At 59.4% G+C, this 23,181-nt stretch carries 22 protein-coding genes; 11 read left to right on the plus strand and 11 right to left on the minus strand.

Features of this window, described 5'->3' with window-relative positions; all coding sequences use genetic code 11:
* Positions 1 to 29 precede the first annotated feature (29 nt).
* A complete protein-coding gene (locus tag AC07O1_RS03585; protein WP_495087934.1) occupies positions 30 to 1,598 on the plus strand; it encodes a SulP family inorganic anion transporter in 1,569 nt (522 codons plus the stop codon).
* Positions 1,599 to 1,620: 22 nt separating this feature from the next.
* On the opposite strand, the gene aroE is transcribed toward AC07O1_RS03585, so the two are convergent.
* Together aroE and hemF are read right to left on the minus strand one after the other, a co-directional pair.
* Positions 1,621 to 2,442, minus strand: coding sequence for a shikimate dehydrogenase (gene aroE, locus AC07O1_RS03590; RefSeq protein WP_495087935.1), 822 nt, complete (start codon positions 2,440 to 2,442; stop codon positions 1,621 to 1,623).
* A 72-nt stretch (positions 2,443 to 2,514) separates the two neighbouring features.
* A complete protein-coding gene (gene hemF / locus AC07O1_RS03595) occupies positions 2,515 to 3,429 on the minus strand; it encodes an oxygen-dependent coproporphyrinogen oxidase (RefSeq protein ID WP_495087936.1) in 915 nt (304 codons plus the stop codon).
* A 167-nt stretch (positions 3,430 to 3,596) separates the two neighbouring features.
* On the opposite strand from hemF, the gene AC07O1_RS03600 reads away from it, so the two are divergent.
* A complete protein-coding gene (locus AC07O1_RS03600; RefSeq protein WP_495087937.1) occupies positions 3,597 to 4,574 on the plus strand; it encodes an NADPH:quinone reductase in 978 nt (325 codons plus the stop codon).
* 154 nt (positions 4,575 to 4,728) lie between these two features.
* Here AC07O1_RS03600 and tsaC read toward each other — a convergent pair whose 3' ends face one another.
* From tsaC to AC07O1_RS03615, 3 genes are all read right to left on the minus strand, one after another.
* Positions 4,729 to 5,286 carry an L-threonylcarbamoyladenylate synthase type 1 TsaC gene (tsaC, locus tag AC07O1_RS03605; protein WP_494991081.1) on the minus strand — a complete coding sequence of 186 codons (558 nt, stop codon included), beginning with the start codon at positions 5,284 to 5,286 and terminating at the stop codon, positions 4,729 to 4,731.
* 54 nt (positions 5,287 to 5,340) lie between these two features.
* Complete coding sequence (gene dprA / locus AC07O1_RS03610; RefSeq protein WP_495087938.1) at positions 5,341 to 6,444, minus strand: DNA-processing protein DprA; 1,104 nt, start codon at positions 6,442 to 6,444, stop codon at positions 5,341 to 5,343.
* Positions 6,445 to 6,532: 88 nt separating this feature from the next.
* Positions 6,533 to 7,558 carry a LysM peptidoglycan-binding domain-containing protein gene (locus AC07O1_RS03615; RefSeq protein ID WP_495087939.1) on the minus strand — a complete coding sequence of 342 codons (1,026 nt, stop codon included), beginning with the start codon at positions 7,556 to 7,558 and terminating at the stop codon, positions 6,533 to 6,535.
* A gap of 154 nt (positions 7,559 to 7,712) precedes the next feature.
* On the opposite strand from AC07O1_RS03615, the gene def reads away from it, so the two are divergent.
* The 5 genes from def (at position 7,713) to AC07O1_RS03640 (ending at position 12,413) form a co-directional block, all read left to right on the plus strand.
* Positions 7,713 to 8,219 (plus strand): peptide deformylase, encoded by a 507-nt coding sequence (gene def / locus AC07O1_RS03620; protein WP_495087940.1) that lies wholly within the window; start codon positions 7,713 to 7,715, stop codon positions 8,217 to 8,219.
* A gap of 57 nt (positions 8,220 to 8,276) precedes the next feature.
* On the plus strand, positions 8,277 to 9,236 hold the full coding sequence (gene fmt / locus AC07O1_RS03625) for a methionyl-tRNA formyltransferase (protein WP_495087941.1): 960 nt from the start codon (positions 8,277 to 8,279) through the stop codon (positions 9,234 to 9,236).
* The gene (rsmB, locus tag AC07O1_RS03630; RefSeq protein WP_495087942.1) at positions 9,233 to 10,558 is read left to right on the plus strand and encodes a 16S rRNA (cytosine(967)-C(5))-methyltransferase RsmB; all 1,326 of its coding nucleotides are present in this window, start codon (positions 9,233 to 9,235) and stop codon (positions 10,556 to 10,558) included. The genes fmt and rsmB overlap by 4 nt, the downstream gene beginning before the upstream one ends.
* 22 nt (positions 10,559 to 10,580) lie before the next feature.
* Entirely contained in the window at positions 10,581 to 11,954 is a 1,374-nt protein-coding gene (gene trkA / locus AC07O1_RS03635; protein WP_495087943.1) for a Trk system potassium transporter TrkA, read from the plus strand.
* 144 nt (positions 11,955 to 12,098) lie between these two features.
* Entirely contained in the window at positions 12,099 to 12,413 is a 315-nt protein-coding gene (locus AC07O1_RS03640) for a tetratricopeptide repeat protein (protein ID WP_495087944.1), read from the plus strand.
* Between the two features lie 16 nt (positions 12,414 to 12,429).
* On the opposite strand, the gene AC07O1_RS03645 is transcribed toward AC07O1_RS03640, so the two are convergent.
* The 3 genes from AC07O1_RS03645 to AC07O1_RS03655 all read right to left on the minus strand — a co-directional run bounded on the left by AC07O1_RS03645 (position 12,430) and on the right by AC07O1_RS03655 (position 14,274).
* Positions 12,430 to 12,669, minus strand: coding sequence for a PilZ domain-containing protein (locus AC07O1_RS03645; RefSeq protein ID WP_495087945.1), 240 nt, complete (start codon positions 12,667 to 12,669; stop codon positions 12,430 to 12,432).
* 102 nt (positions 12,670 to 12,771) lie between these two features.
* Positions 12,772 to 13,659: a lysophospholipid acyltransferase gene (locus tag AC07O1_RS03650; RefSeq protein WP_495087946.1), complete on the minus strand. Its 888-nt coding sequence runs from the start codon at positions 13,657 to 13,659 to the stop codon at positions 12,772 to 12,774.
* Between the two features lie 51 nt (positions 13,660 to 13,710).
* Positions 13,711 to 14,274 (minus strand): DNA-3-methyladenine glycosylase I, encoded by a 564-nt coding sequence (locus AC07O1_RS03655; RefSeq protein ID WP_493062793.1) that lies wholly within the window; start codon positions 14,272 to 14,274, stop codon positions 13,711 to 13,713.
* Between the two features lie 81 nt (positions 14,275 to 14,355).
* On the opposite strand from AC07O1_RS03655, the gene glyQ reads away from it, so the two are divergent.
* The 4 genes from glyQ (at position 14,356) to AC07O1_RS03675 (ending at position 18,762) form a co-directional block, all read left to right on the plus strand.
* Positions 14,356 to 15,309, plus strand: coding sequence for a glycine--tRNA ligase subunit alpha (glyQ, locus tag AC07O1_RS03660; RefSeq protein ID WP_495087947.1), 954 nt, complete (start codon positions 14,356 to 14,358; stop codon positions 15,307 to 15,309).
* Positions 15,306 to 17,360, plus strand: a complete 2,055-nt coding sequence (gene glyS / locus AC07O1_RS03665) for a glycine--tRNA ligase subunit beta (protein ID WP_495022608.1) — start codon at positions 15,306 to 15,308, stop codon at positions 17,358 to 17,360. The genes glyQ and glyS overlap by 4 nt, the downstream gene beginning before the upstream one ends.
* Positions 17,361 to 17,378: 18 nt before the next feature.
* Entirely contained in the window at positions 17,379 to 17,912 is a 534-nt protein-coding gene (gene gmhB, locus AC07O1_RS03670) for a D-glycero-beta-D-manno-heptose 1,7-bisphosphate 7-phosphatase (protein WP_495087948.1), read from the plus strand.
* Between the two features lie 79 nt (positions 17,913 to 17,991).
* Positions 17,992 to 18,762 carry a lysophospholipid acyltransferase family protein gene (locus tag AC07O1_RS03675; protein WP_494991069.1) on the plus strand — a complete coding sequence of 257 codons (771 nt, stop codon included), beginning with the start codon at positions 17,992 to 17,994 and terminating at the stop codon, positions 18,760 to 18,762.
* A gap of 173 nt (positions 18,763 to 18,935) precedes the next feature.
* On the opposite strand, the gene AC07O1_RS03680 is transcribed toward AC07O1_RS03675, so the two are convergent.
* From AC07O1_RS03680 to AC07O1_RS03690, 3 genes are all read right to left on the minus strand, one after another.
* Positions 18,936 to 21,242, minus strand: coding sequence for a CHASE2 domain-containing protein (locus tag AC07O1_RS03680; RefSeq protein WP_495087949.1), 2,307 nt, complete (start codon positions 21,240 to 21,242; stop codon positions 18,936 to 18,938).
* Positions 21,243 to 21,260: 18 nt separating this feature from the next.
* Entirely contained in the window at positions 21,261 to 22,196 is a 936-nt protein-coding gene (locus AC07O1_RS03685) for a FecR family protein (RefSeq protein ID WP_495088185.1), read from the minus strand.
* Positions 22,197 to 22,689: 493 nt separating this feature from the next.
* Positions 22,690 to 23,022 (minus strand): hypothetical protein, encoded by a 333-nt coding sequence (locus AC07O1_RS03690; protein ID WP_495087950.1) that lies wholly within the window; start codon positions 23,020 to 23,022, stop codon positions 22,690 to 22,692.
* Positions 23,023 to 23,181 lie beyond the last annotated feature (159 nt).

Below are 23,181 nucleotides of genomic sequence, written 5' to 3' on the forward strand. Positions count from 1 at the left end.
CTTTTTGCATATCCCGACCGAGAGGACCCATGGCCTGGCTCAACCGCCATAAACTCTTCCCCTTCCTGAGCTGGATGCCACGGCAAACCCGCGCCAGCGTCGGCCGCGACGTGATTGTCGGCCTGAGCGGAGCGATTCTGGCGCTACCGCAATCCATCGCCTATGCGCTGATCGCCGGCCTGCCGCCCGAGTATGGCTTGTACGCGGCAATCATTCCGGTGCTGATCGCCTGCCTGTGGGGCTCGTCCTGGCATCTGATCTGCGGCCCGACGGCGGCGATTTCCATAGTGCTGTATGCCAGCGTCAGTCCATTGGCCGTACCCGGTTCGCAGGACTACATCACCCTGATCCTGTTGCTGACGCTCCTTGCCGGGGCTTTCCAGTGGCTGCTGGGCATGCTGCGCTTCGGCGCGCTGGTAAATTTCGTCTCCCACTCGGTGGTACTGGGCTTCACCCTTGGCGCCGCGGTGGTCATCGCCCTTGGGCAATTACCCAACCTGCTGGGGCTCGATCTTGCGAATCAGGCCACTGCTCTGAACGGTCTGATGTCGCTGATCAGCCATATTGGCGCTCTGGACCGACCGTCATTGGTTCTGGGCATTAGCACCTTAGTGTTGGGCATCGTTCTCAAACTCCTGCTTCCGCGCTGGCCGACATTGCTGATCACGTTGGCGTTGAGCGCCCTGGTGGTCTGGCTGTGGCCGGCGATGTTTGGTCATGTGAAGCTAGTGAGCTCGTTCCTCGGCAAACTACCGCCCTTCAGCCCGCTGCCACTGGATCTTGATCTGGTGCTGCGCCTGCTGCCCAGCGCCGTAGCGGTGGGGATGCTCGGCCTGGTCACCAGCCTGTCGATCGCCCGCTCGTTGTCCGCCCGTTCGCAGCAACTTCTCGACGCCAATCAGGAAGTTCGCGCTCAGGGCCTGTCCAATATCGTTGGAGGGTTCTTCTCGGGTTCTCTGTCGGCCGGCTCTTTCACCCGCTCGGGTCTGAGCTACGAAGCCGGCGCTTGCTCGCCGTTGGCCGGGGTATTTTCCGCGTTATGGGTGGCGTTGTTCGCTGTGACCGGCGCGTCGTTGATCGCGCATATCCCAATCCCGAGCATGGCCGGGAGCATTTTGCTGATCAGTTGGGGGTTGGTGGATCATCGCGGTATTCGGTCGTTGTTCCGGGTCAGCCGCTCCGAGTTCGCGGTCATGGCGCTGACCTGCGTCGCGACCCTGTTGCTGGAGTTACAGACCGCGATCTACGCCGGGGTACTGGTGTCGCTGTTCTTCTACCTCAAACGCACTTCGCAACCGCGAGTGCAGCAGTGGCGCGACGGCGATGAAGACATTCTGCGGGTCGGCGGCTCGATCTTCTTCGGCGCCAGCCACTACCTGCAAGTACGCCTGCAAAGTCTCCACGGCTCACGGGTGGTGATCGATGCGCAGCAGATCAACTTCATCGACTATTCCGGGGTGGAAATGCTCCATCAGGAAGCACGGCGGTTGCTGCGGCAGGACCGTAGCCTGACCCTGCGGCGAGCACGGCCGCAGGTGGTGGAAGAGCTGAGGAAGCTGGAAGGGGCGGAGAAATGCCCGATTCGGTTTGAAGACTGAACACAAAAGCCCGCGCCGCCAGTTACAACGCCAACTGCCTGCGCAATTCCGCCAGCACCGGTGCAGTATCCGGGCGCACACCACGCCATAGATAGAACGCTTCGGCTGCTTGTTCCGCCAACATCCCCAAGCCATCCATTGCTACCGCCGCGCCATGCTCACTGGCCCAACGGCAGAACGAGGTCGGTTCCTTGCTGTACATCATGTCGTAGCAAAAGGTCTTGCCCGGCTCGATCAGGCTGCTGGCAATCGGTGGTACATCGCCTGACAGACTGGCAGATGTAGCGTTGATGATCAGGTCCACCGGCTCTTGCAGCCAGTCAAAACCGCTGGCGGACACCGGGCCGAGATCGGCGAACAACTCAGCCAGCAATTCGGCTTTTTCCACCGTACGGTTGGCGATGATCACCGACGATGGCTGCTCGGCCAGTAACGGCTCCAGCGCACCGCGCACCGCGCCGCCAGCACCCAGCAGCAAAATGCGTTTGCCCCGCAGGCTGAATCCGGCATTGACCGTCAGATCCCGCACCAGCCCGGCACCGTCGGTGTTATCCCCCAGCAGGCTGCCGTCGGCGAGTTTGCTCAAGGTGTTGACCGCGCCGGCCCGCTGCGCCCGTGGCGTCAGGCTGTTGGCCAAGCGATAGGCGTCTTCCTTGAATGGCACTGTGACGTTGGCCCCCAGGCCCTCAAGGAAAAACGCCTGAGCGCAGCCGGAAAAGTCGTCGAGCGGCGCCAACAAGGTGCTGTAGTCCAGCCGCTGAGCGGTCTGCTCGGCAAACAGGCGGTGGATCAGCGGCGATTTGCTGTGGCCAATCGGGTTACCGAATACGACGTAACGGTCCATCAAGCACATTCCTCATTTGTAGGAGCTGCCGGAGGCTGCGATCTTGGCGTTGGTCCTGACGGTGTAAAACTGTCAGCCCTTGGCCAGCCAATCACGGTCCTGCAGAAAGTATTCGGTCAGACGCGCTTCTTCGCTGCCAGGCTCGGCTTTCCAATCGTAACCCCAGCGCACTTGCGGTGGCAGCGACATCAGGATCGACTCGGTACGCCCGCCCGATTGCAGGCCGAACAGCGTGCCACGGTCATACACCAGGTTGAACTCGACATAGCGACCCCGGCGATACTCCTGGAACTCCCGCTGTTTCTCGGTGTACGCCTCGGCCTTGCGGCGCTGGACGATCGGCAGGTACGCCTCGATGTAGGCGTCACCAATAGCGCGCATGAAGGCGAAGCTGGTGTCGAAGTCCCACTCGTTCAGGTCATCGAAAAACAGGCCGCCAATGCCCCGCGGCTCGTGGCGATGCTTGATGTAAAAATAGCTGTCGCACCAAGCCTTGTAACGCGAGTAAACGTCCGGCCCGAATGGCGCGCAAGCCTGCTCGGCGACCCGGTGCCAGTGCACGCAGTCTTCTTCGTTGCCGTAATACGGAGTCAGGTCGAAGCCGCCGCCGAACCACCAGACCGGCTCTTCGCCCTCTTTCTCGGCGATGAAAAATCGCACATTGGCGTGGGAAGTTGGAACATGAGGGTTGTGCGGGTGAATCACCAGCGATATACCAAGGGCTTCAAAACCGCGCCCGGCCAGTTCTGGCCGATGGGCACTGGCAGATGGCGGTAGTCCGCTGCCGAACACATGGGAAAAATTCACACCGCCTTTTTCGACGACCTGACCGTTCTCGATCACCCGGGTGCGACCACCACCACCGGCAGGCCGGGTCCAGGCGTCTTCGACGAAGCGAGTGCCAGCGTCTTCGGCTTCCAGAGCAGCGCAAATACGGTCTTGCAGGTCAAGCAGGTAAGCTTTTACGGCCTCGGTGCGAGTATTCATGGCATCACCTTGAATCGGGCAAAGCTACGCGGCGCTTCGAACGGAACGTGAAGCCGACGCAAATGGGCGCGTAGCATAACACCGCAACTTGCCCCACCGCAGTTGACGAAGGTCAAGCTTAGGAGTCCGATAGGGACCTTTCGCGAAAAGCCCCAAGGAGATTGCAGATGGCCAAACGTATCCAGTTCCGTGCCCATGGCGGCCCCGAAGTACTCGAGTATGTAGACTACCAACCGCCAGCACCGGGTCCGCAACAAGTTCGCGTCAGCAACAAGGCCATCGGCCTGAATTTCATCGACACCTACTTCCGCAGCGGCCTGTATGCACCGCCATCCTTGCCCTCGGGCCTGGGTGCCGAAGGCGCCGGCGTGGTCGAGGCGGTCGGCAGCGAAGTCACTCAATTCAAAGTCGGCGACCGCGTGGCCTATGGCAGCGGTCCACTGGGCGCTTACAGCGATGTGCATGTGCTGCCGGCGAGCAATCTGGTGCATTTGCCGGATGCCATCAGCTTCGAACAAGCTGCGGGCGTGATGCTCAAAGGCCTGACCGTGCAATACCTGCTGCGTCAAACCTATGACCTGAAAGGTGGCGAAATCATCTTGTTCCACGCCGCCGCTGGCGGTGTCGGCTCGCTCGCCTGCCAATGGGCCAAGGCGCTGGGCGTGAAGCTGATCGGTACGGTCAGCTCGCCTGAAAAAGCCGCCCTCGCCAAATCCCTCGGCGCCTGGGAGACCATCGACTACAGCAAGGAAGACGTCGCACAGCGTGTGCTGGAATTGACTGACGGCAAAAAATGCCCGGTGGTCTACGACGGCGTCGGCAAAGACACCTGGCTCACCTCGCTGGACAGCGTAGCGCCACGAGGCCTGGTGGTGAGCTTCGGCAACGCCTCGGGCGCGGTGGATGGCGTGAATCTGGGGATTCTGGCGGCAAAGGGCTCGTTGTACGTGACCCGGCCGACGCTGGCGACTTACGCCAACAACGCCGAGAACCTGCAAGCCATGGCCGATGAGCTGTTCGGGATGATCATCAGCGGCAAAATCAAGGTTGATATCAGCCAGCGTTATCCACTGGCAGAAGCGGCCAAGGCCCAGACCGAGTTGTCGGCACGGCGTACGACCGGGTCGACGATTCTGTTGCCGTAAGCTGACTGCTTGATCGTTGATCGTTCCCACGCTCCCGCGTGGGAATGCATCCCGTGACGCTCCGCGTCACATCTAGAGCGGACGCAGAGCGTCCATTGAGGCATTCCCACGCGGAGCGTAGGAACGATCAATTAACAGGGGTTCTACTGCGACTTCAACCCGGGCGAACGATCTTGCCGGTCGCCAGATCACGAATCAGGCTCGGATTCTTCCGCCCGCCGAGATTACCTCCCAGCACCATGTCGATTTGCCCGCGGAAGTATTGCTCCACGCGAATCCGAGTACGCGCCGCCGGCCGGCCCTGTGGGTTGGCCGAGGTCGATACCAGCGGCCCGACCAGTGCGCATAAGTCGCGAACTTGTGGGTGATCACTGACCCGCAAGGCCACCGTGTCGTGAACCCCGGTGATCCATTCCGGCAGCATGCCCTGATGCGGCACCAGCCAGGTATTGGGCCCCGGCCAGGTGCTGGCCATGCGATCCATCCAGGCTTGCGGGAAGTCTTCGAAAAGAAAATCGAACTGACGGATGTTGTCAGCGATCAGGATCAGACCTTTATCCACAGATCGCGACTTGATCGCCAACAGGCGATCCACCGCCTCTTCGTTCCACGGGTCGCAACCCAGGCCCCAGACGGCTTCGGTTGGATAGGCAATCACCGCCCCTGCGCGAATTTCTCGTGCGGCTTGTTGCACACGCCAACTGCTGACCATTGCTGACTCTCCGGAATAAGGCTGAGCGCAGTTTACCGATCTTCGTTACAAAACCTAGCTTACGCGCGCAAACCAGCGTCCGCTTTCGCAAACTGCCCGGCCGTCCATCTCCAGCTCGGTTAATGCCGCCAATACCTTCGGTAAAGCCCAACCACTGGCGCCAGCCAAGGCTTCGCTGGTGTGCGGCGCTGCATGTAGCAAGCGCAACAATGGGTGATCGGCCTTCACTGGCACCACCTCGGATGGTGCCAGGTTTTGCCAGCCACGCAGGGCTTCGAGAACATGTTCGATGGTTTCCACCAGTACCGCGCCATCGCGGATTAGCTGATGACAACCGCGGGCGCCGGGATGATGGATCGACCCAGGAATCGCATACACCTCGCGGCCCTGTTCGGCTGCCAGCCGTGCGGTAATCAACGAACCGCTGGCAACACTGGCCTCAATCACCAGCACGCCCAGGGACAAACCGCTGATGATTCGATTGCGCCGAGGGAAATTGCTGGCGTGCGGCCCGGCGTCCAGCGGGAACTCGGAAACCACCGCGCTGCCTTGGGCAATCATCGCTTCGGCGAGTTGACGGTTGCGCTGTGGATAAAAACTTTCCAGCCCTGTGCCCAGCACGCCGACGGTCAGCCCGCCCACGTCCAGAGCGGCCTGATGCGCGGCGCCGTCGATGCCCAGCGCCAAGCCGCTGGTGATGACAAAACCGGCACCGGCAAGGCTGCGGGAAAACGCCGCGGCAGTATCCATTCCAGGCCGCGAAGCACGACGACTTCCGACCATCGCCAGCTGTGGTTTTTCAAGAATGTCCGGATCGCCGGCAACGAATAACAGCGGCGGGGCGTCGCACAGCTCGGCCAGCAGAGCAGGGTAGCCCGGCTGGTCCCACATCAGTAAATGCTGGTCCGCACGTTCAAGCCAGGCCAATGCATGGCTGGCACCGTCACGGATATCGGCACTGCGTCGGGCCTCGGCGCACGCAGCAGGCAGGCCCAATGAGCGCCAGGCACCAGCGGGTGCGCTGATGGCTGCGCAGGCCGAACCAAAGGCGTCGAGCAGCTTATGAAAACGTCGGGGGCCGAGCTCCGGCAGACGGTGCAAACGCAAACGGGCTTCCAGCTCCGCAGGGGAAACCGGGGATATAGCAGACAGCGACATAGGATCATCCTTGATCGTTATAAGTCCTGCTCAGACAGGAACAAGCTGTGGATAAGTCTGTTGGTAACTTGTTGAGAGTTTCCGTTTTTTAAGGATTTTTGACCTTGTCCATCACCGCCAAAGAGCGCGATGCATTCAATACCAGGCCATAGCTGAGCTTTTCATAAGTGCGGAACACCATCAGCAATCCGGCGCGCTCATCGGGGATTTTCACCTCGCTGCCCATCACGCGATCACGAACGGTTTCCCCGGTTTTCATCACCGCCAGCACGTTGCCTTCGACCAATCCATCACGATAGCCCTTGTTCAGGGTCACCACGTCGAGCACGCCAATCTGCGTCACACCGCGTGGCACATCGATAATCACGCCGTTGATCTCGTTTTGTGGCGAGCTGGGCATAAAATTCGAATTGATCGCCCGTTCCTCGCCACTGAACAATCGGTCGCCGAGGCGAACCTCCTGGGTCGTGCGTTGCAGGGCCAGCGTGGCGACATCACCTTCAGTGGCAACGATTTCACCGGCGCCGATATCGTCAGCGTTGATCCCAAGGAACTCTTTACTCTGTGGGTCTATGTAGACCTTACCCTGACGGAAGATGCCATAGACCGATTGCGCCGGGCCGAACTTGCCGCGGGCATAGATTCGGTCGCCCATACCGCTGAGCACCCGCTCGGCATCGCCGGCGACGATGTATGGCGCCTTGTCGAACACCTCGACCGTGTCGACGATACGGTTATTCAGCAAGAAGCTGTTGATCGTCTGCAGAGGAACGCTCGCAACGGCATCGGCCACCGGCGTGCGGCGGATTTGCGGTGATAGTGTGATGGTGCCCCGTGAAGCCCCACGATTGAGGGTCAAGCGTGGCTGGCCGTTGACGTAGACCAGTGACAGCGAGTCGCCGGGGTAGAGGAGATTGGGGTTTTCAATGTGCGGATTGACCTGCCAGATCTGCGGCCACTTCCAGGGTTCCCGGAGAAATTTCCCGGAAATATCCCAGAGTGTGTCACCAGCCACTACGGTGTAATACTGTGGAAAACCGTCCTTGAGTTGCACTTGCGCCTGCGCGATACCGGCCAAGGCCAACAGCAGCAGGGCGAGTAGTGATTTCCTCATGCAGTGAATCCCTTTATTATGTACGTTCGCGTGAAACGCCAGAGCCCCCCGAGGCTTGCTCCCTTCCAGGAGAACGTTTTACAACGGCAGCCTGAGTCTACGGACCCACCAGGCACCGACTTTGACTTTACTCACACGTGCAGCAATTACGCCTATGGCCATTTTAGACATCCTCGAATTCCCTGACTCGCGCCTGCGCACTATCGCCAAACCTGTGGCTGTAGTGGACGACGAAGTGCGTCAGTTGGTCGATGACATGTTTGAAACAATGTATGAAGCACCCGGCATCGGCCTGGCTGCGACCCAGGTCAACGTGCACAAACGCGTGGTGGTCATGGACCTCTCCGAAGACCGCAGCGAGCCACGGGTGTTCATCAACCCCGAGTTTGAAGTCCTGACTGACGAGATGGGCCAGTATCAGGAAGGCTGCCTCTCGGTACCGGGCTTCTACGAAAACGTCGATCGCCCGCAGCGCGTGAAGATCAACGCACTGGACCGTGACGGCCAGCCTTATGAGCTCATCGCCGACGGCCTGCTGGCGGTGTGCATTCAGCACGAATGCGATCACCTCAATGGCAAGTTGTTCGTCGACTACCTGTCCACGCTCAAACGCGACCGGATCAAGAAGAAGCTGGAAAAACTACATCGCCAGCACGCTTGATTCCCTTCTTCCAAAGGCTTGCTGCGGCAAGCCTTTTTCTTTTGCGAGACTTCTCACATGACTGAGCCACTGCGCATCGTCTTTGCCGGCACCCCCGAATTTGCCGCCGAACACCTCAAGGCCCTGCTCGACAGCCCTTATGAGATCGTTGCGGTCTACACCCAGCCGGACCGTCCGGCGGGCCGTGGGCAAAAGCTGATGCCAAGCCCGGTCAAGCAACTCGCCGAGCAGCACAACATTGCCGTTTTGCAGCCACCGACCCTGCGCGACGCAGCGGCCCAGGCTGAACTCGCGGCTCTGAAGCCGGACTTGCTGGTGGTGGTGGCGTACGGCCTGATCCTGCCGCAAGTGGTGCTGGATATCCCGCGCCTGGGCTGCATCAACAGCCACGCTTCGTTGCTGCCACGCTGGCGCGGTGCGGCGCCGATTCAGCGCGCCGTCGAAGCCGGTGATACCCAAAGCGGTGTGACGGTGATGCGTATGGAAGCAGGCCTGGACACTGGGCCGATGCTGCTCAAGGTCACCACCCCGATCAGCGCCGACGACACCGGCGGCAGCCTGCATGACCGTCTCGCCGAGATGGGCCCGCCGGCCGTGGTTCAGGCCATCGCCGGTCTGGCCGCAGGCACTCTGGAAGGCGAAGTGCAAGACGACAGCCTCGCCACCTACGCTCACAAGCTGAACAAGGACGAAGCGCGCATCGGCTGGAACCGTCCGGCCGTCGAGCTGGAACGCCTGGTTCGCGCGTTCAATCCTTGGCCGATCTGCCACAGCACCCTCAATGGCGAAGCCCTGAAAGTCCTCTCTGCGAACCTCGCCGATGGCCAAGGCGCCCCGGGTGAGGTTCTCAGCGCCAGCAAGGACGGCCTGATCGTCGCTTGCGGCGAGCAGGCCTTGTGCCTGACCCGTCTGCAATTGCCCGGTGGCAAGGCGCTGAACTTCAGCGACTTGTTCAACAGCCGCCGCGAGAAATTCGCCGTCGGTACCGTGCTGGGTCAAGCGGTGGATACCCAATGAACCCGCGTCTGGCCGCCGCCAAAGCCCTGACGGCTGTACTTAACGGTAAAGCCTCACTCAACAGCTCCTTGCCGACGCAACTGGACAAGGTGGAAATACGTGATCGTGGTTTCACCCAGGATCTGGCCTTCGGCACCGCCCGCTGGCAACCGCGCTTATCGGCATTGGCGGCCAAGCTGCTGCAAAAGCCGTTCAAGGCTGCAGACGCCGATGTCGAGGCGTTGCTGTTGGTCGGTCTCTACCAATTGCTCTACACCCGCGTGCCGGCCCACGCCGCCATCGGCGAAACCGTCGGTTGCGCTGAAAAGTTGAAAAAACCCTGGGCCAAGGCCCTGCTCAACGCAGTGCTGCGCCGTGCTCAGCGCGAAAGCGAAGCGCTGCTGAGCGAGCTGGAACACGACCCGGTGGTGCGCACCGCCCATCCGCGCTGGCTGCAAAAATCCCTCAAGGCCTTCTGGCCTGAACAGTGGGAAGCCATCTGCGCGGCGAACAACGCCCATCCGCCGATGATTCTGCGGGTCAATCGCCGCCACCATTCTCGCGATGCTTATCTCAAGCTGCTGAGCGACGCCGGTGTGGTCGGCAAACCTTGCCTCTACAGCCAGGACGGCATTGTCCTCGAGGCGCCAGGTGATGTACGCAACCTGCCGGGCTTCGCCGAAGGCTGGATCAGCGTGCAGGACGAAGCCGCGCAACTGGCCGCCGACCTGCTGGACCTGGCGCCGGGCCAACGAGTGCTCGACGCCTGCTGCGCCCCGGGCGGCAAGACCTGCCACATCATGGAAATCGAACCGAAACTGGCCGGTGTGGTGGCGGTGGATCTGGAAGCCAAGCGCCTGGTGCGAGTGCAAGAGAACCTTGAGCGTCTTGGCCTCAGCGCCGAGCTGATTGCCGCCGATGGTCGCGACACCGCTGCCTGGTGGGACGGCAAGCCGTTCCAGCGGATTCTGCTGGACGCGCCATGCTCGGCCACCGGGGTGATCCGCCGTCACCCGGACATCAAACTGACCCGTCAACCTGACGACATCGCCGCGTTGGCCGTGCTGCAAGGCGAACTGCTCGACGCCCTGTGGCCGACCCTCGACGTCGGCGGCATCCTGCTGTATGCCACCTGCTCGACCTTGCCGACCGAGAACACCGAAGTCATCGAAGCCTTCCTCACCCGTACCCCGGGCGCTCGTGAGTTGGACATCGCCGGCCAGCTCGGGCAGCCTGCAGCAGGTCTGAAACAACCCCACGGCCGGCAGTTGCTGGCACAAGAGGGCGGCCATGACGGTTTTTACTACGCCAAGCTGATCAAGATCGCCGCTGCACGCGGTTAACCGGTTTCAAGGGAGTGAGTGGATGAAAATCATCATCCTCGGCGCAGGGCAGGTCGGCGGTACGCTGGCGGAACACCTGGCCAGCGAAGCCAACGACATCACCGTGGTCGACACGGACGGCGAACGCTTGCGCGATCTCGGTGATCGGCTCGATATCCGCACCGTGCAAGGCCGCGGCTCGTTCCCGACAGTGCTGCGTCAGGCTGGCGCCGACGATGCCGACATGCTGGTGGCGGTGACCAGCAGCGACGAAACCAACATGATCGCCTGTCAGGTCGCCCACACCCTGTTCCACACCCCGACCAAAATCGCTCGCGTGCGCGAAGCCGCCTACTTGACTCGCGCCGGCCTGTTCAACAACGACGCCATTCCGGTCGACGTGTTGATCAGTCCGGAACAGGTCGTCACTAATTACATCAAGCGCCTGATCGAACATCCCGGTGCCTTGCAAGTGATCGACTTCGCTGAAGGCAAGGCGCAACTGGTGGCGGTCAAGGCTTACTACGGCGGACCGCTGGTAGGTCAGCAACTGCGGCAGTTGCGCGAGCACATGCCCAATGTCGAAACCCGTGTTGCAGCCATCTTCCGCCGTGACCGACCGATCCTGCCCCAGGGCGATACGATAATTGAGGTCGACGATGAAGTATTTTTCATCGCCGCAAAAGCGAATATTCGTGCAGTAATGAGTGAAATGCGCCGCCTCGATGAAAGCTACAAACGCATCGTGATTGCTGGTGGCGGGCAGATTGGCGAGCGCTTGGCCGAAGCCATCGAAAGCCGTTATCAGGTGAAGATCATCGAGATGAACCCGGCGCGTTGCCGCCACCTCTCCGATACCCTCGACAGCACCGTGGTGTTGCAGGGCAGCGCATCAGACCGCGACTTGCTGCTGGAAGAGAACATCGCTGACGCCGATATCTTCCTGGCGCTGACTAACGATGACGAAGCCAACATCATGTCGTCGCTGCTGGCCAAACGCCTGGGCGCAAAAAAGGTGATGACCATCATCAACAACCCGGCCTATGTCGACCTGATCCAGGGTGGCGACATCGATATCGCCATCAGCCCGCAGTTGGCAACCATCGGCACCTTGCTGGCCCACGTGCGTCGCGGCGATATCGTCAGCGTTCACTCGTTGCGCCGTGGTGCAGCGGAAGCCATTGAAGCGATTGCCCATGGCGATGCCAAGTCGAGCAAAGTGATCGGCCGCGCCATCGAAAACATCGGTTTGCCTCCGGGAACCACCATTGGCGCGATTATTCGCGACGAAGAAGTCATCATCGCCCACGATGACACGGTGATCGAGACCGGCGACCATGTGATTCTGTTCCTTGTGGATAAAAAACATATCCGCGATGTGGAGAAGCTGTTCCACGTTGGCCTGAGCTTTTTTTGACCCACACAAATAGATCGTTCCCACGCTCTGCGTGGAAATGCCGCCATGGACGCTCTGCGTCCGCTCCGGATGTGACGCGCAGCGTCACGGGATACATCCCCATGCGCAGCGTGGAAACGATCATCAACTGAAGGACACTGCCCCATGATCGAATCCCTGGAAAAAATGCTCGCCAAGGGTGTGGATAACTCGCTGCTGCGCTTCGGTCTGGGCAAGGGCTATCTGGATTTGGGCGAGAACGCCAAAGCGGCCGAGCATCTGCAACGCTGTGTGGGTTTCGATCCGAAGTATTCCGCTGCCTGGAAGCTGCTGGGCAAGGCGCATTTGGCGTTGGCGGACTATCCGGCCGCCCGTAAGGCTTGGGAACAGGGTCTGGAAGCCGCGCGCGCTCATGGCGACAAACAGGCGGAAAAGGAAATGACGGTGTTTTTGAAGAAGCTTGATCGCCAGGCTAAATGATCAAAAAACAGTCAGCTCAGAGATAACGCAGTCCTATGCCTTCGGCGTCGACCTGTACCACTTCCATACGCACCCGCGGCGCAGCCACCGGCAAGTCTTGCACCTGCCCATAGACCACCGCGCCCTTGGTCAACGCCGAGAGTGCCGGATGTTTCACGTATACGCTGCTGGCCGAGAGATTGCGTGTCTGGCCCAGGCACTCGCCAAAGCTTTCGTGCTGGATTTTGATGCGAAAGGATTTGCGGTGATCGGACATCTGCTGCACCCTTGTTCAAACTGCTGTGGATAACATTGAATCCAAAATTATCCACAGATCATGCCAGTTAGCTGTAGGCGCGAGGCCTGCCCGCGATAAAACTCAGTACCAGCGCGACTCGCCCGCAGGACGTTTCTTGAAGCGCTTCATGCTCCACATGTATTGGCTCGGATAAGCCCGCACGTATTTCTCGACGACCTGGCTCATCGCCGCGCAGGAAGTCTCGGTATCGGTGCTGTACATGGCTTCTGGCGCGGCTTCGAGGATCACTTTGTAGCCAGAACCGTCGGGCAGGCGCAGGGCATGCAGGAACACACCGACCGCTTTGCCGCCCGCGAGCATGTTCGGCACGAATTTGCTGGTCAGCGCCTTGGTCGCGAAGAACGGCACGAAAATCCCGGCGGATTCGGCCGGTTCCGGGTCAGCCGGGATGCCCACCGCACCACCTTTGCGCACTTCCTTGATAACGCTGAGGATGCCTTCCTTGGTGGACGCCGCGACGCGGTTGCCCAATTGCACCCGCTGCTTGCGCAGCAACTCATCCACAGCCTTGAGTTTGGGTGGCCGATAGAAAATGATCGGTTTGCACTGACTGCAATAGAAGTGATTCAACACTTCCCAGTTGCCGAGGTGGCTGGTGATACCGACCACGCCCTTGCCTGAGGCCAACGCTTCTTTCAGTACATCCAGACCTTCGACTTCACGCACCAGGTCAATAGAGCGTTGGGCAGGCCAGATCCAGGCACAGGCGCTTTCGGTCAGCGACTTGCCAATATCCATCAGGCTTTGCCCGACCAGACGCTCACGCTCGGCGGCGTCCATCTCCGGGAAACATTTGGCGAGGTTGATGCGCACCACGTCGCGGGAACGGTTGGGGGTTTTCCACATGACCCAGCCAATTGCCGCGCCTACCGCTTGCACCGCCCGCCACGGGAGCAGGGCAAACAACCGCAGAGCGCCTACCAGCAAGGCGCCTTTAAACTTATCCACAGGTCACTCCTGATCTTCTGAACCGACGTAATGATCCGTATCGCGAGCCGGCTATTCTAACCGCCCACTGCGCAAGATGGCGTAGCGATCACAATCGGTGGTGTGATCCATGACCATCCCCGAGGCCTGCATCAGGGCATAGCAAATGGTCGGGCCGACAAACGTGAAGCCGGCTTTCTTCAAACCTTTGCTCATCGCTTCGGCCTCGGGCGTCACGGCCGGCACTTCGCTGCGATCCTTGAAATGATTGATCTTCGGGACGCCGCCGACAAACGACCAGAGCAGCGCCACCGGGTCTTCCAGCGCCATCCAGGCCTGGGCATTGCGCCGGGCGGCATTGAGTTTGAGACGGTTGCGAATGATCCCCGGATCGAGCATCAAATCGTCGATTTCGGCGTCGCTCATCTGCGCCACGCGCTGCACGTCAAAGCCGAACAGCGCCTCACGGTAGCGTTCGCGTTTCCTCAGCACGGTGATCCATGACAGACCGGCCTGGAACCCTTCGAGCAAAAGCAACTCGAACAAGCGCTGCGCATCGCGTAGCGGTACGCCCCACTCTTGATCGTGATAAGCCATGTACAGCGGATCTTCGGAACACCAAAAGCAGCGTGGCATAAGGCTCCAGGGGGCGTGCGGACGAACGAATCGGGTATACTCCCGCTCTTTAAATCGCAGCCCAAGAAACAGGTGAATTTCGTGAGCCAGCCTACGCCAGCCGTGCGTACCTTCCAAGACTTGATCCTCGCCCTCCAGCAATACTGGGCCGAGCAAGGTTGTGTGGTACTTCAGCCCTACGATATGGAAGTAGGCGCCGGCACTTTCCATACCGCCACGTTTCTGCGCGCCATCGGCCCGGAAACCTGGAACGCCGCTTATGTGCAGCCCAGTCGTCGCCCGACTGACGGCCGCTACGGCGAAAACCCGAACCGTCTGCAGCACTACTACCAGTTCCAGGTAGTCCTGAAGCCGAACCCGGACAATTTCCAGGAACTGTACCTGGGCTCGCTCAAGCACGTGGGCCTTGACCCATTGGTGCACGACATCCGTTTCGTCGAAGACAACTGGGAATCGCCGACCCTTGGCGCCTGGGGTCTGGGCTGGGAAGTCTGGCTCAACGGCATGGAAGTGACCCAGTTCACCTACTTCCAGGCAGCGGGCGGCATCGAGTGCTACCCGGTGACCGGCGAGATCACCTACGGTCTCGAGCGTCTGGCCATGTACCTGCAAGGCGTGGATTCGGTCTACGATCTGGTCTGGGCTGACGGTCCGTTCGGCAAAGTGACCTACGGCGATGTGTTCCACCAGAACGAAGTGGAGCAGTCGACCTACAACTTCGAACACGCCAACGTCGAGAAGCTGTTCGAACTGTTCGACTTCTATGAAAGCGAAGCCAAGCGCCTGATCGAGCTCGATCAACCGCTGCCGCTGCCAAGCTATGAAATGGTGCTGAAGGCCTCGCACACCTTCAACCTGCTGGATGCACGCCGGGCGATCTCGGTGACGGCGCGTCAGCAATACATTCTGCGTGTACGCACCCTGGCGCGTTTCGTTGCGCAAGCCTACTTGCTGGCTCGTGCCAAGCTGGGCTTCCCGATGGCGACCCCGGATTTGCGTGATGAAGTGTTGGCTAAGCTGGAGGCTGCACAATGAGTGCTCAAGATTTCCTGGTTGAACTGGGCACCGAAGAGCTGCCACCCAAGGCCCTGAACACCTTGGCCGATGCGTTCCTCGCCGGTATCGAGAAGGGCCTGCTGGCCGCTGGCCTGGGCTTTGAAGCCAAGCAGGTCTACGCCGCACCGCGTCGTCTGGCCGTGCTGATCACCAAACTGGCCACCCAACAGCCGGATCGCAGCATCAACCTCGACGGCCCGCCACGTCAGGCCGCCTTCGATGCCGAAGGCAACCCGACCCAGGCCGCCCTGGGCTTCGCCAAGAAGTGCGGCGTTGACCTGAGCGAAATCGATCAGAGCGGTGCGAAACTGCGCTACAGCCAACGTATCGAAGGCAAGCCGACCGCCAGTCTGCTACCGACTATCGTCGAGGACTCCCTGAACGACCTGCCGATTCCGAAGCGCATGCGCTGGGGCGCTCGCAAGGAAGAATTCGTTCGCCCGACGCAGTGGCTGGTGATGCTGCTCGGTGACCAGGTCATCGACTGCACCATCCTTGCTCAGAAGGCCGGTCGCGACTCCCGTGGTCACCGCTTCCATCACCCGCAAAGCGTGCGCATCACTTCGCCTGCCAACTACCTGAACGACCTGCGCGCCGCGTACGTATTGGCCGATGCCAATGAGCGCCGTGAGCTGATCAGCAAGCGCACCACCGAGCTGGCAACGATGCAGGAAGGCACCGCGATCGTGCCGCCGAGCCTGCTCGACGAAGTGACCGCGCTGGTGGAATGGCCAGTGCCGCTGGTGTGCTCGTTCGAGGAACGTTTCCTCGATGTGCCGCAAGAAGCCCTGATCACTACCATGCAGGACAACCAGAAGTACTTCTGCCTGCTGGATGCCGACGGCAAGTTGCTGCCACGTTTCATTACCGTGGCCAACATCGAGAGCAAAGACCCGCAGCAGATCATCGACGGTAACGAGAAAGTGGTTCGCCCACGCCTGACCGACGCCGAATTCTTCTTCAAGCAAGACAAGAAGCAGAAACTCGAAGACTTCAACCTGCGCCTGCAGAACGTGGTGTTCCAGGAAAAACTCGGCAGCGTCTACGACAAGGCCGAGCGCGTTTCCAAACTGGCCGCGTTCATCGCGCCACACATTGGCGGCAACGCTCAATGGGCGGCGCGGGCCGGCCTGCTGTCCAAGTGTGATCTGGCAACCGAGATGGTCGGTGAGTTCCCGGAGATGCAAGGTGTCGCCGGTTACTACTACGCCCTCAACGATGGCGAGCCGCAAGACGTCGCACTGGCGCTGAACGAGCAATACATGCCGCGCGGTGCCGGCGCTGAACTGCCGACCACCCTGACCGGTGCGGCCGTGGCGATCGCCGACAAGCTCGACACCCTGGTCGGCATCTTCGGCGTCGGCATGCTGCCAACCGGTAGCAAAGACCCGTATGCCCTGCGTCGTGCCGCTCTCGGCGTGTTGCGGATCCTGATCGACAAGAAGCTCGAGCTGGACCTGACCGACGCCGTGGCCTTCGCCGTCGCCGCGTTCGGCGCCAAGGTCAAGGCTGCCGGCCTGGCTGATTCGGTGCTGGAGTTCATCTTCGACCGTCTGCGTGCCCGTTACGAAGACGAAGGCGTGGATGTGGCTACCTATCTGTCGGTTCGTGCCCTGAAACCGGGTTCGGCACTGGACTTCGATCAACGCGTGCAAGCGGTGCAAGCGTTCCGCAAATTGCCGGAAGCGGCTGCATTGGCTGCCGTGAACAAGCGCGTATCGAACCTGCTGAGCAAGGCCGAAGGCTCGATCCCGAGCACCGTCGAAGCCAAGTACTTCGACAACGCCAATGAGTTCTCGCTGTACTCGGCGATCCAGCAGGCTGATCAGGCGGTCCAGCCAATGGCTGCGGCGCGTCAGTACAGTGAATCGCTGGCGCGTCTGGCAGCGTTGCGCGAGCCGGTCGATGCGTTCTTCGAAGCCGTGATGGTCAATGCTGAAGACGCCAAGGTGCGTGCCAACCGTTATGCGTTGCTGGCGCGTTTGCGTGGGTTGTTCCTCGGTGTTGCCGATATTTCGCTGCTGGGCTAATGGTTTAAGGAGCGGGGCTTGAAACTGCTGATTCTCGATCGGGACGGAGTGATCAATTACGACTCCGACGCTTATATCAAGTCGGTGGAGGAGTGGATTCCGCTCCCCGGCTCGATCGAAGCCATCGCGCAGTTGAGCAAGGCCGGCTGGACGGTAGCGGTTGCTACCAACCAGTCCGGTATCGCTCGCGGCTACTACGATGTCGCGACCCTGGACGCCATGCACGAGCGCTTGCGCTCGCTGGTGACGGAGCAGGGTGGCGAACTCGGGCTCGTCGTCTATTGTCCTCACGGACCCGATGAAGGCTGCGATTGCCGCAAGCCGAAACCCGGCATGCTCAAAACCATCGCCGCTCATTACGACGTGGCGCTGACCAGCCTATGGTTTGTCGGCGACAGTCTCGGTGACCTGGAAGCCGCAAAAGCCGTCGACTCTCAGCCAGTTTTGGTTAAAACCGGGAAAGGCGAAAAGACACTGGGCAAAAACCTACCGGTGGGCACCTTGATTTTTGACGATCTGGCGGCGGTTGCCGCAGAACTTGTGCGCAACTGAACTTATCCACAAATAGAGCGCTTCTGACATCCTGACCAAGGACAGTTCCGGAGTGCGCTTTTAATAGGCAAATGCCGCTATGTCGATCCTGCAGGCAATCAGAACTTTCTTCTTTTACCTGCTGCTGGGCACCACCTCGTTGCTCTGGTGCAGCCTCAGCTTTTTTATCGCGCCTTTTTTACCGTTCAAGGCACGTTATCGTTTTATCAACGTGTACTGGTGCCGTTGCGCGCTGTGGTTGAGCAAGGTATTTCTCGATATCCGCTTTGAAGTGAAGGGCGCCGAGAACGTGCCCGAACAGCCATGCGTGATTCTGTCTAACCATCAAAGTACCTGGGAGACGTTCTTCCTCTCGGCCTACTTTCAGCCCTTGAGCCAGGTGCTCAAGCGCGAGTTGCTCTATGTGCCGTTTTTCGGCTGGGCCATGGCCATGTTGCGTCCGATTGCCATCGACCGTGACAACCCAAAGGCAGCGCTCAAGCATGTGGCCAAGAAGGGCGACGAGCTGCTCAAGGATGGTGTCTGGGTGCTGATCTTCCCGGAAGGCACGCGTGTTCCATTCGGCACACTCGGCAAGTTTTCCCGGGGCGGTACAGCGTTAGCGGTCAACGCTGCACTACCGGTTCTGCCAATTGCGCACAACGCCGGCAAGTTCTGGCCGAAGACCGGCTGGGCTAAAAAGGCTGGCACTATCACAGTGGTCATCGGCGCACCGATGTATGCCGAAGGCGCCGGGCCGCGTGCTATTGCCGAACTCAATGACAGGGTTGCAGCCTGGAACGAGCAGGCTCAACGAGACATGGGCTCCCTGCCGCCCATCACCGCTGAACCGGAAAAAATGGCTGTCTGAGATTTTGTGGATAACCTGTGTACCGTTTTGTTGAAAACCGCCTGTTTTATCAAATAACTATATGATTTATATAGATATTTCTTAAGCTAATAAAACGACAAAAAACGTGCATAAGTTTTTATGGCAATAAAGAAAACCGGTCCTTGAGACCGGTTTTCTTTGCCTGCTGAATATCACTCTTCCAGCAGGGGAAGCTGAAGACTGAAGGTGGTGCCTTGCCCCACCATGCTTTCACAGAAAATCCTTCCGCCATGCCGATCGACGACTGCTTTGACCATTGAAAGTCCCAGCCCCAGACCATCACTGCCTTTGGCCGAAGCAAATCGTTGGTACTGGCTGAACAGCCGAGGCAGCTCATCGGCGGCGATACCTTTGCCCTGATCCGCGATCTCGCAGCTCAACCAGCCTTCAATGCAACTCATATGCACCGTGATACGCGAACCTGCCGGGCTGTATTTGATGGCGTTTTCCAGCAGATTGAACAGTGCACGGGTCAGCAGGGATTGGTCAGCCGAGACCATCCCTTCCGCCTCTTCATCCAGATCGTGAACAAGCTGAACATTCTTTAGCTGGGCGATGGTCATGGCCTGATCGAATGCATCCAGTATCAGCATCGCGAATATGCTTGGCTCGAATTGATAGGCCTCCGACTCGGCTTTCGCCAACTGCACAAACGCCTCGGTAAGGCTCAAGGCCCTGCGTACTTGCAGCTCGATCTGGTTGAACACCTGTGAATCGCCAGGCGCTTGGTGGCGTTGTATATCGAGTAAGGCCAGGATTGCCGAATGCGGTGCACGCAAGTCATGGGAAAGAAAGCGCAACAGCACCGCCCGTTGCTGCTCGGCATCGCGCTCGACGCTCAAGTCCGTGAGGCTGAGCAACCAGCCAATCGCCATCTCGCCTCCCACCGGTAACAGCGCAGCCAGGTCCAGGCGCAAGCTACGCTCCTGCGTGTCGCGGAACTCGACAGTCTCCAGCGCCGACAACGGCGGCCGTGCGCCATCGATCAAGCTTGGGTAGCCGAGACTGGCCAGTTGATCGAGCAGGTTTTCGCCAACCAGGCTATTGGAGAACAATGCGCGGGCATTGCGGTTTGCCAGCAGGATCTGCCCATGCGGATCGCTGATCAGCGTGGCTACCGGAAGATACTCCAGCCCGTCGGCGATAAAGCGACGCGTGTCACGGGTGCGGGTCATGGCCTGTTCCAGCGCGACAATCTGCCCCTGCAGCCGATCTCCAGCCGGGGCCTGAGTACGGCGGCGTTCCGGAAGCACCTTGGGCTCACTGTCGAGGCGCGCCAGTTCCCAGCCGAAGTAGGCAAGCACAACGCTCAAGCGACGCCAGTTCCAGATCAGATAACCCAGTAATAACCCCAGCAAGCTGGCGGCCGGTGACCACCACCAGCCCAGTCGCAACAACAGGCAGGACGCCAGCAGAGCACCTCCCATGCAACCTAGAGTCAGCCAAAGCGCATGCCGTGGACGTAACAACAGCAAGCCAAGTAGAAACGCAACGACGGACAACGACAGCGCAATCGCCAAGCCATCGCCCAAGGGGACGATGCAGCGCTTTTGCAACAAGCCATTAAGAATATTGGCCTGTATCTCGATGCCGGGTGTCGTTCCGAGACTCGCCGACTGCGGCGTGACATAACGGTCTCCCAGTCCCGGGGCGGTGGAGCCAATCAGGATCAAGCGATCACGCAGCAACTCGGGAGGGACTTCGCCCCGCAACACGCTGACGTAAGGGACGCTGGGGAAACCGGCGTTGGCACTGATGAAAGGAACAAGAATCCTATAGGCTCGCTCCCAACCCTGAGCCGTCAACGAGGAGGGCGAGCCCGGCATCTGCTTATCGATTGGCTGGGTCAACTCATAGAGAAGCCAGGCCAGTTGGGCCCTTGGATTGTGCGCAGGTCCTTCGCGCAAATACACACTGCGCACGATGCCATCGGCATCCGCCTCGGCGTTGATATGCCCGATACCCTTGGCGCAGCTGCGTAGCGGTGGTACCGGTTCGATTTCGCCAAGAGGTTGCCCGTAACGGGCGACACCTTCACGAAGCAACGGCACGAAGACATTCCCGGCTCGGCAGAGCGCCTGGGCCAGGCGTTGGTCGTTTTCCGGAACGCTGGCCGGCTCGCTGAAGATGACGTCGAACAACACACCCTTGGCATTCGCCGCACTGAGCCGATCCAGTAACTGTGCGTGCAGGTCGCGGGGCCATGGCCACTGGCCAAGCTGCTGCAGGCTGTAGTCGTCGATGGTAACGATGAGAATTTTCGGGTCGACGGGCAACGGGCTCAAGCGACGCAGGCTGTCATACAAAAGATTGTTCAGCGTCAGACCGTGGCTCAGGGACAAGACGGCCGTCAAGGGCAGCAGGATCAAACTGACCCACAACCATTCACGCACCAGGCCGCGAAACAGACGCTGGGCCTGAGTCGATTCACGGCTATCGGCCCCTTGCCAGCCCTTCATCGGCAGAATGCCGAGACGTTATTGGGCACGAGTCGTACGGGGGTAATAGAAAATGTCATACACCCCAGTATCTCCTTCCAGTCCATGCTCGTCGAACGCAGAGAGACGGACATGGTAGAAAAATGCCTTCAGGCCACTGAAGTTAACCTCGGGTGTGCTGGAAAACTGTTCCTGCTTAATGTTCAAGAAGTCGGTGTCGGTCGCGACCTGGGCTCGATAGCGCTTAGCCCCCTCCAGAGGTTTCATGATCAACTTCCAGACTGGCGTATCACCCTGTTGGCCGGCCTGCCCCATCAGCTGGGGGGCAGGTAACAAGTCGACCGGGGTCAGCTTGCCTTCTTTCTGAATTCGCAAACCTTGCCGTGCCATGACCTGAGCTTCGTCAGCGACAGGTGCTACCGTTTTTTTGGCGGGAGGCTTGGTCGAGCTTCCTTTTACAGCATCTATAGCGCTGCCATCCCGATTGACTGCGACCTGACCATTGAGCACTTCAATCAGTGACAGCCCATCGTCATTGCGCACACGGAAATGCGTGCCTCGCACCCCTAGCACGCCGACCGGGGTCACTATCTGGAAGCGGTCGTAGTCGCTCGCACGCTTGATCACATAGGACTCGACCTGACCTTGCTCAAGAATGACCTGTGGAATGGAGCGTTCTTCATTCAGGTGCAACGTAACCTGAGAACTGGAGGGCAGAACCACGCGAGATCCATCGCCCAGAGACAAGCTGACGAAAGCCGAAGGGGAGGTCTTCACGCCTTCCTGTTCGTCGATGTTCATGCCTTCTTCCAGAGGCACCTGATTCCCTTTGATATCGAGTTTCCAGGCCTCACCGGTCAGGTGCTCAACGGTGGCCGGCAGTGGCTGACCACGACACTGTTGGTTTTCATCGATATAAGGCAAACGTTTGACGGCGAAAAAGGCAGCCGATGCGGGCTGTACGAACAGACTCATCAACCCGCCAAGAAGCAACAGGCAGGAGCCCAGGCGTCGAAATTGCAAAGAGGTAATTTGTTTCATTGGATTTGCTTTCACGCTCTTCTGGAAGTCGGGCCAGGAAAACTGCTTCATCAGCCTTACACACCATACCTGACCGGGCTCAGTGGCAGATAGCCATAATCAGGCTAGCCCTTCACGTGAGGCTGCAGAAGTCGAGATAGGGGAGATGTGTCAGCCTCGCGATTGAGCGAGGGATGACACATCCCTGTGTCGCAGTCAGATCAATGGGTCGACCCGGCTTTCCAGCGTGAGCAAGCACTCCATTTTTCCCCCTCTACCGCAGATCCCAAGCAAGCTTGCGATCCGGTGCCCGCCAGATCGACGGAAACACTCCCTGTGTCGGAGCATTTCCTATGCCCCAGTGTGCCACCCAGCGATAAGGAATTTACCTACTGACAAAGCGCATAAAGTCGGTTTGCAATATTTGTTCAGAATTCTGAATCCGGGTTCAGAACACCCAACGCTGTTGTTCTTCACGCAGAATGGGCTGTGTGGTCTGGCTAAACTCAGCCTGTGGATAATTCACGGGAGCGAATCCTCGTGATTCATCGGGGCTGAAATACCATTCAGTTATTACTTCATTGACGTGAGGTACGGTCGTGGACTGCTTGGCTCCCAACCCGAGTCCCAGGTATGCAGCGAGAACCAGCGATGTCAGCCTGGTTAAATCCCTGCCATTTACAACCTTCGCGATCTGTTTTCGACCTATACGAAGCATGTTGTTCCCCATGTCCTTTTCCTTGAGGGTTTCGGTATCGTTCTGCGGAAAAAACACTGGCAATAACAGTGCTCCTGTCAGCTACCGGCTAATTGACATCAGCGTACCGAGCCGTAAGGATGCTCGAGCAAATTCCCATAATTGTTCAGATTCGAACTATCAGCCTAAACTCAGCGCCGTAGGACGTTTCAAAAAGCAATCGCACTCTCCGAGATGAAGGAA

It is taken from the genome of Pseudomonas sp. GW821-FHT07G10 (assembly GCF_059418545.1).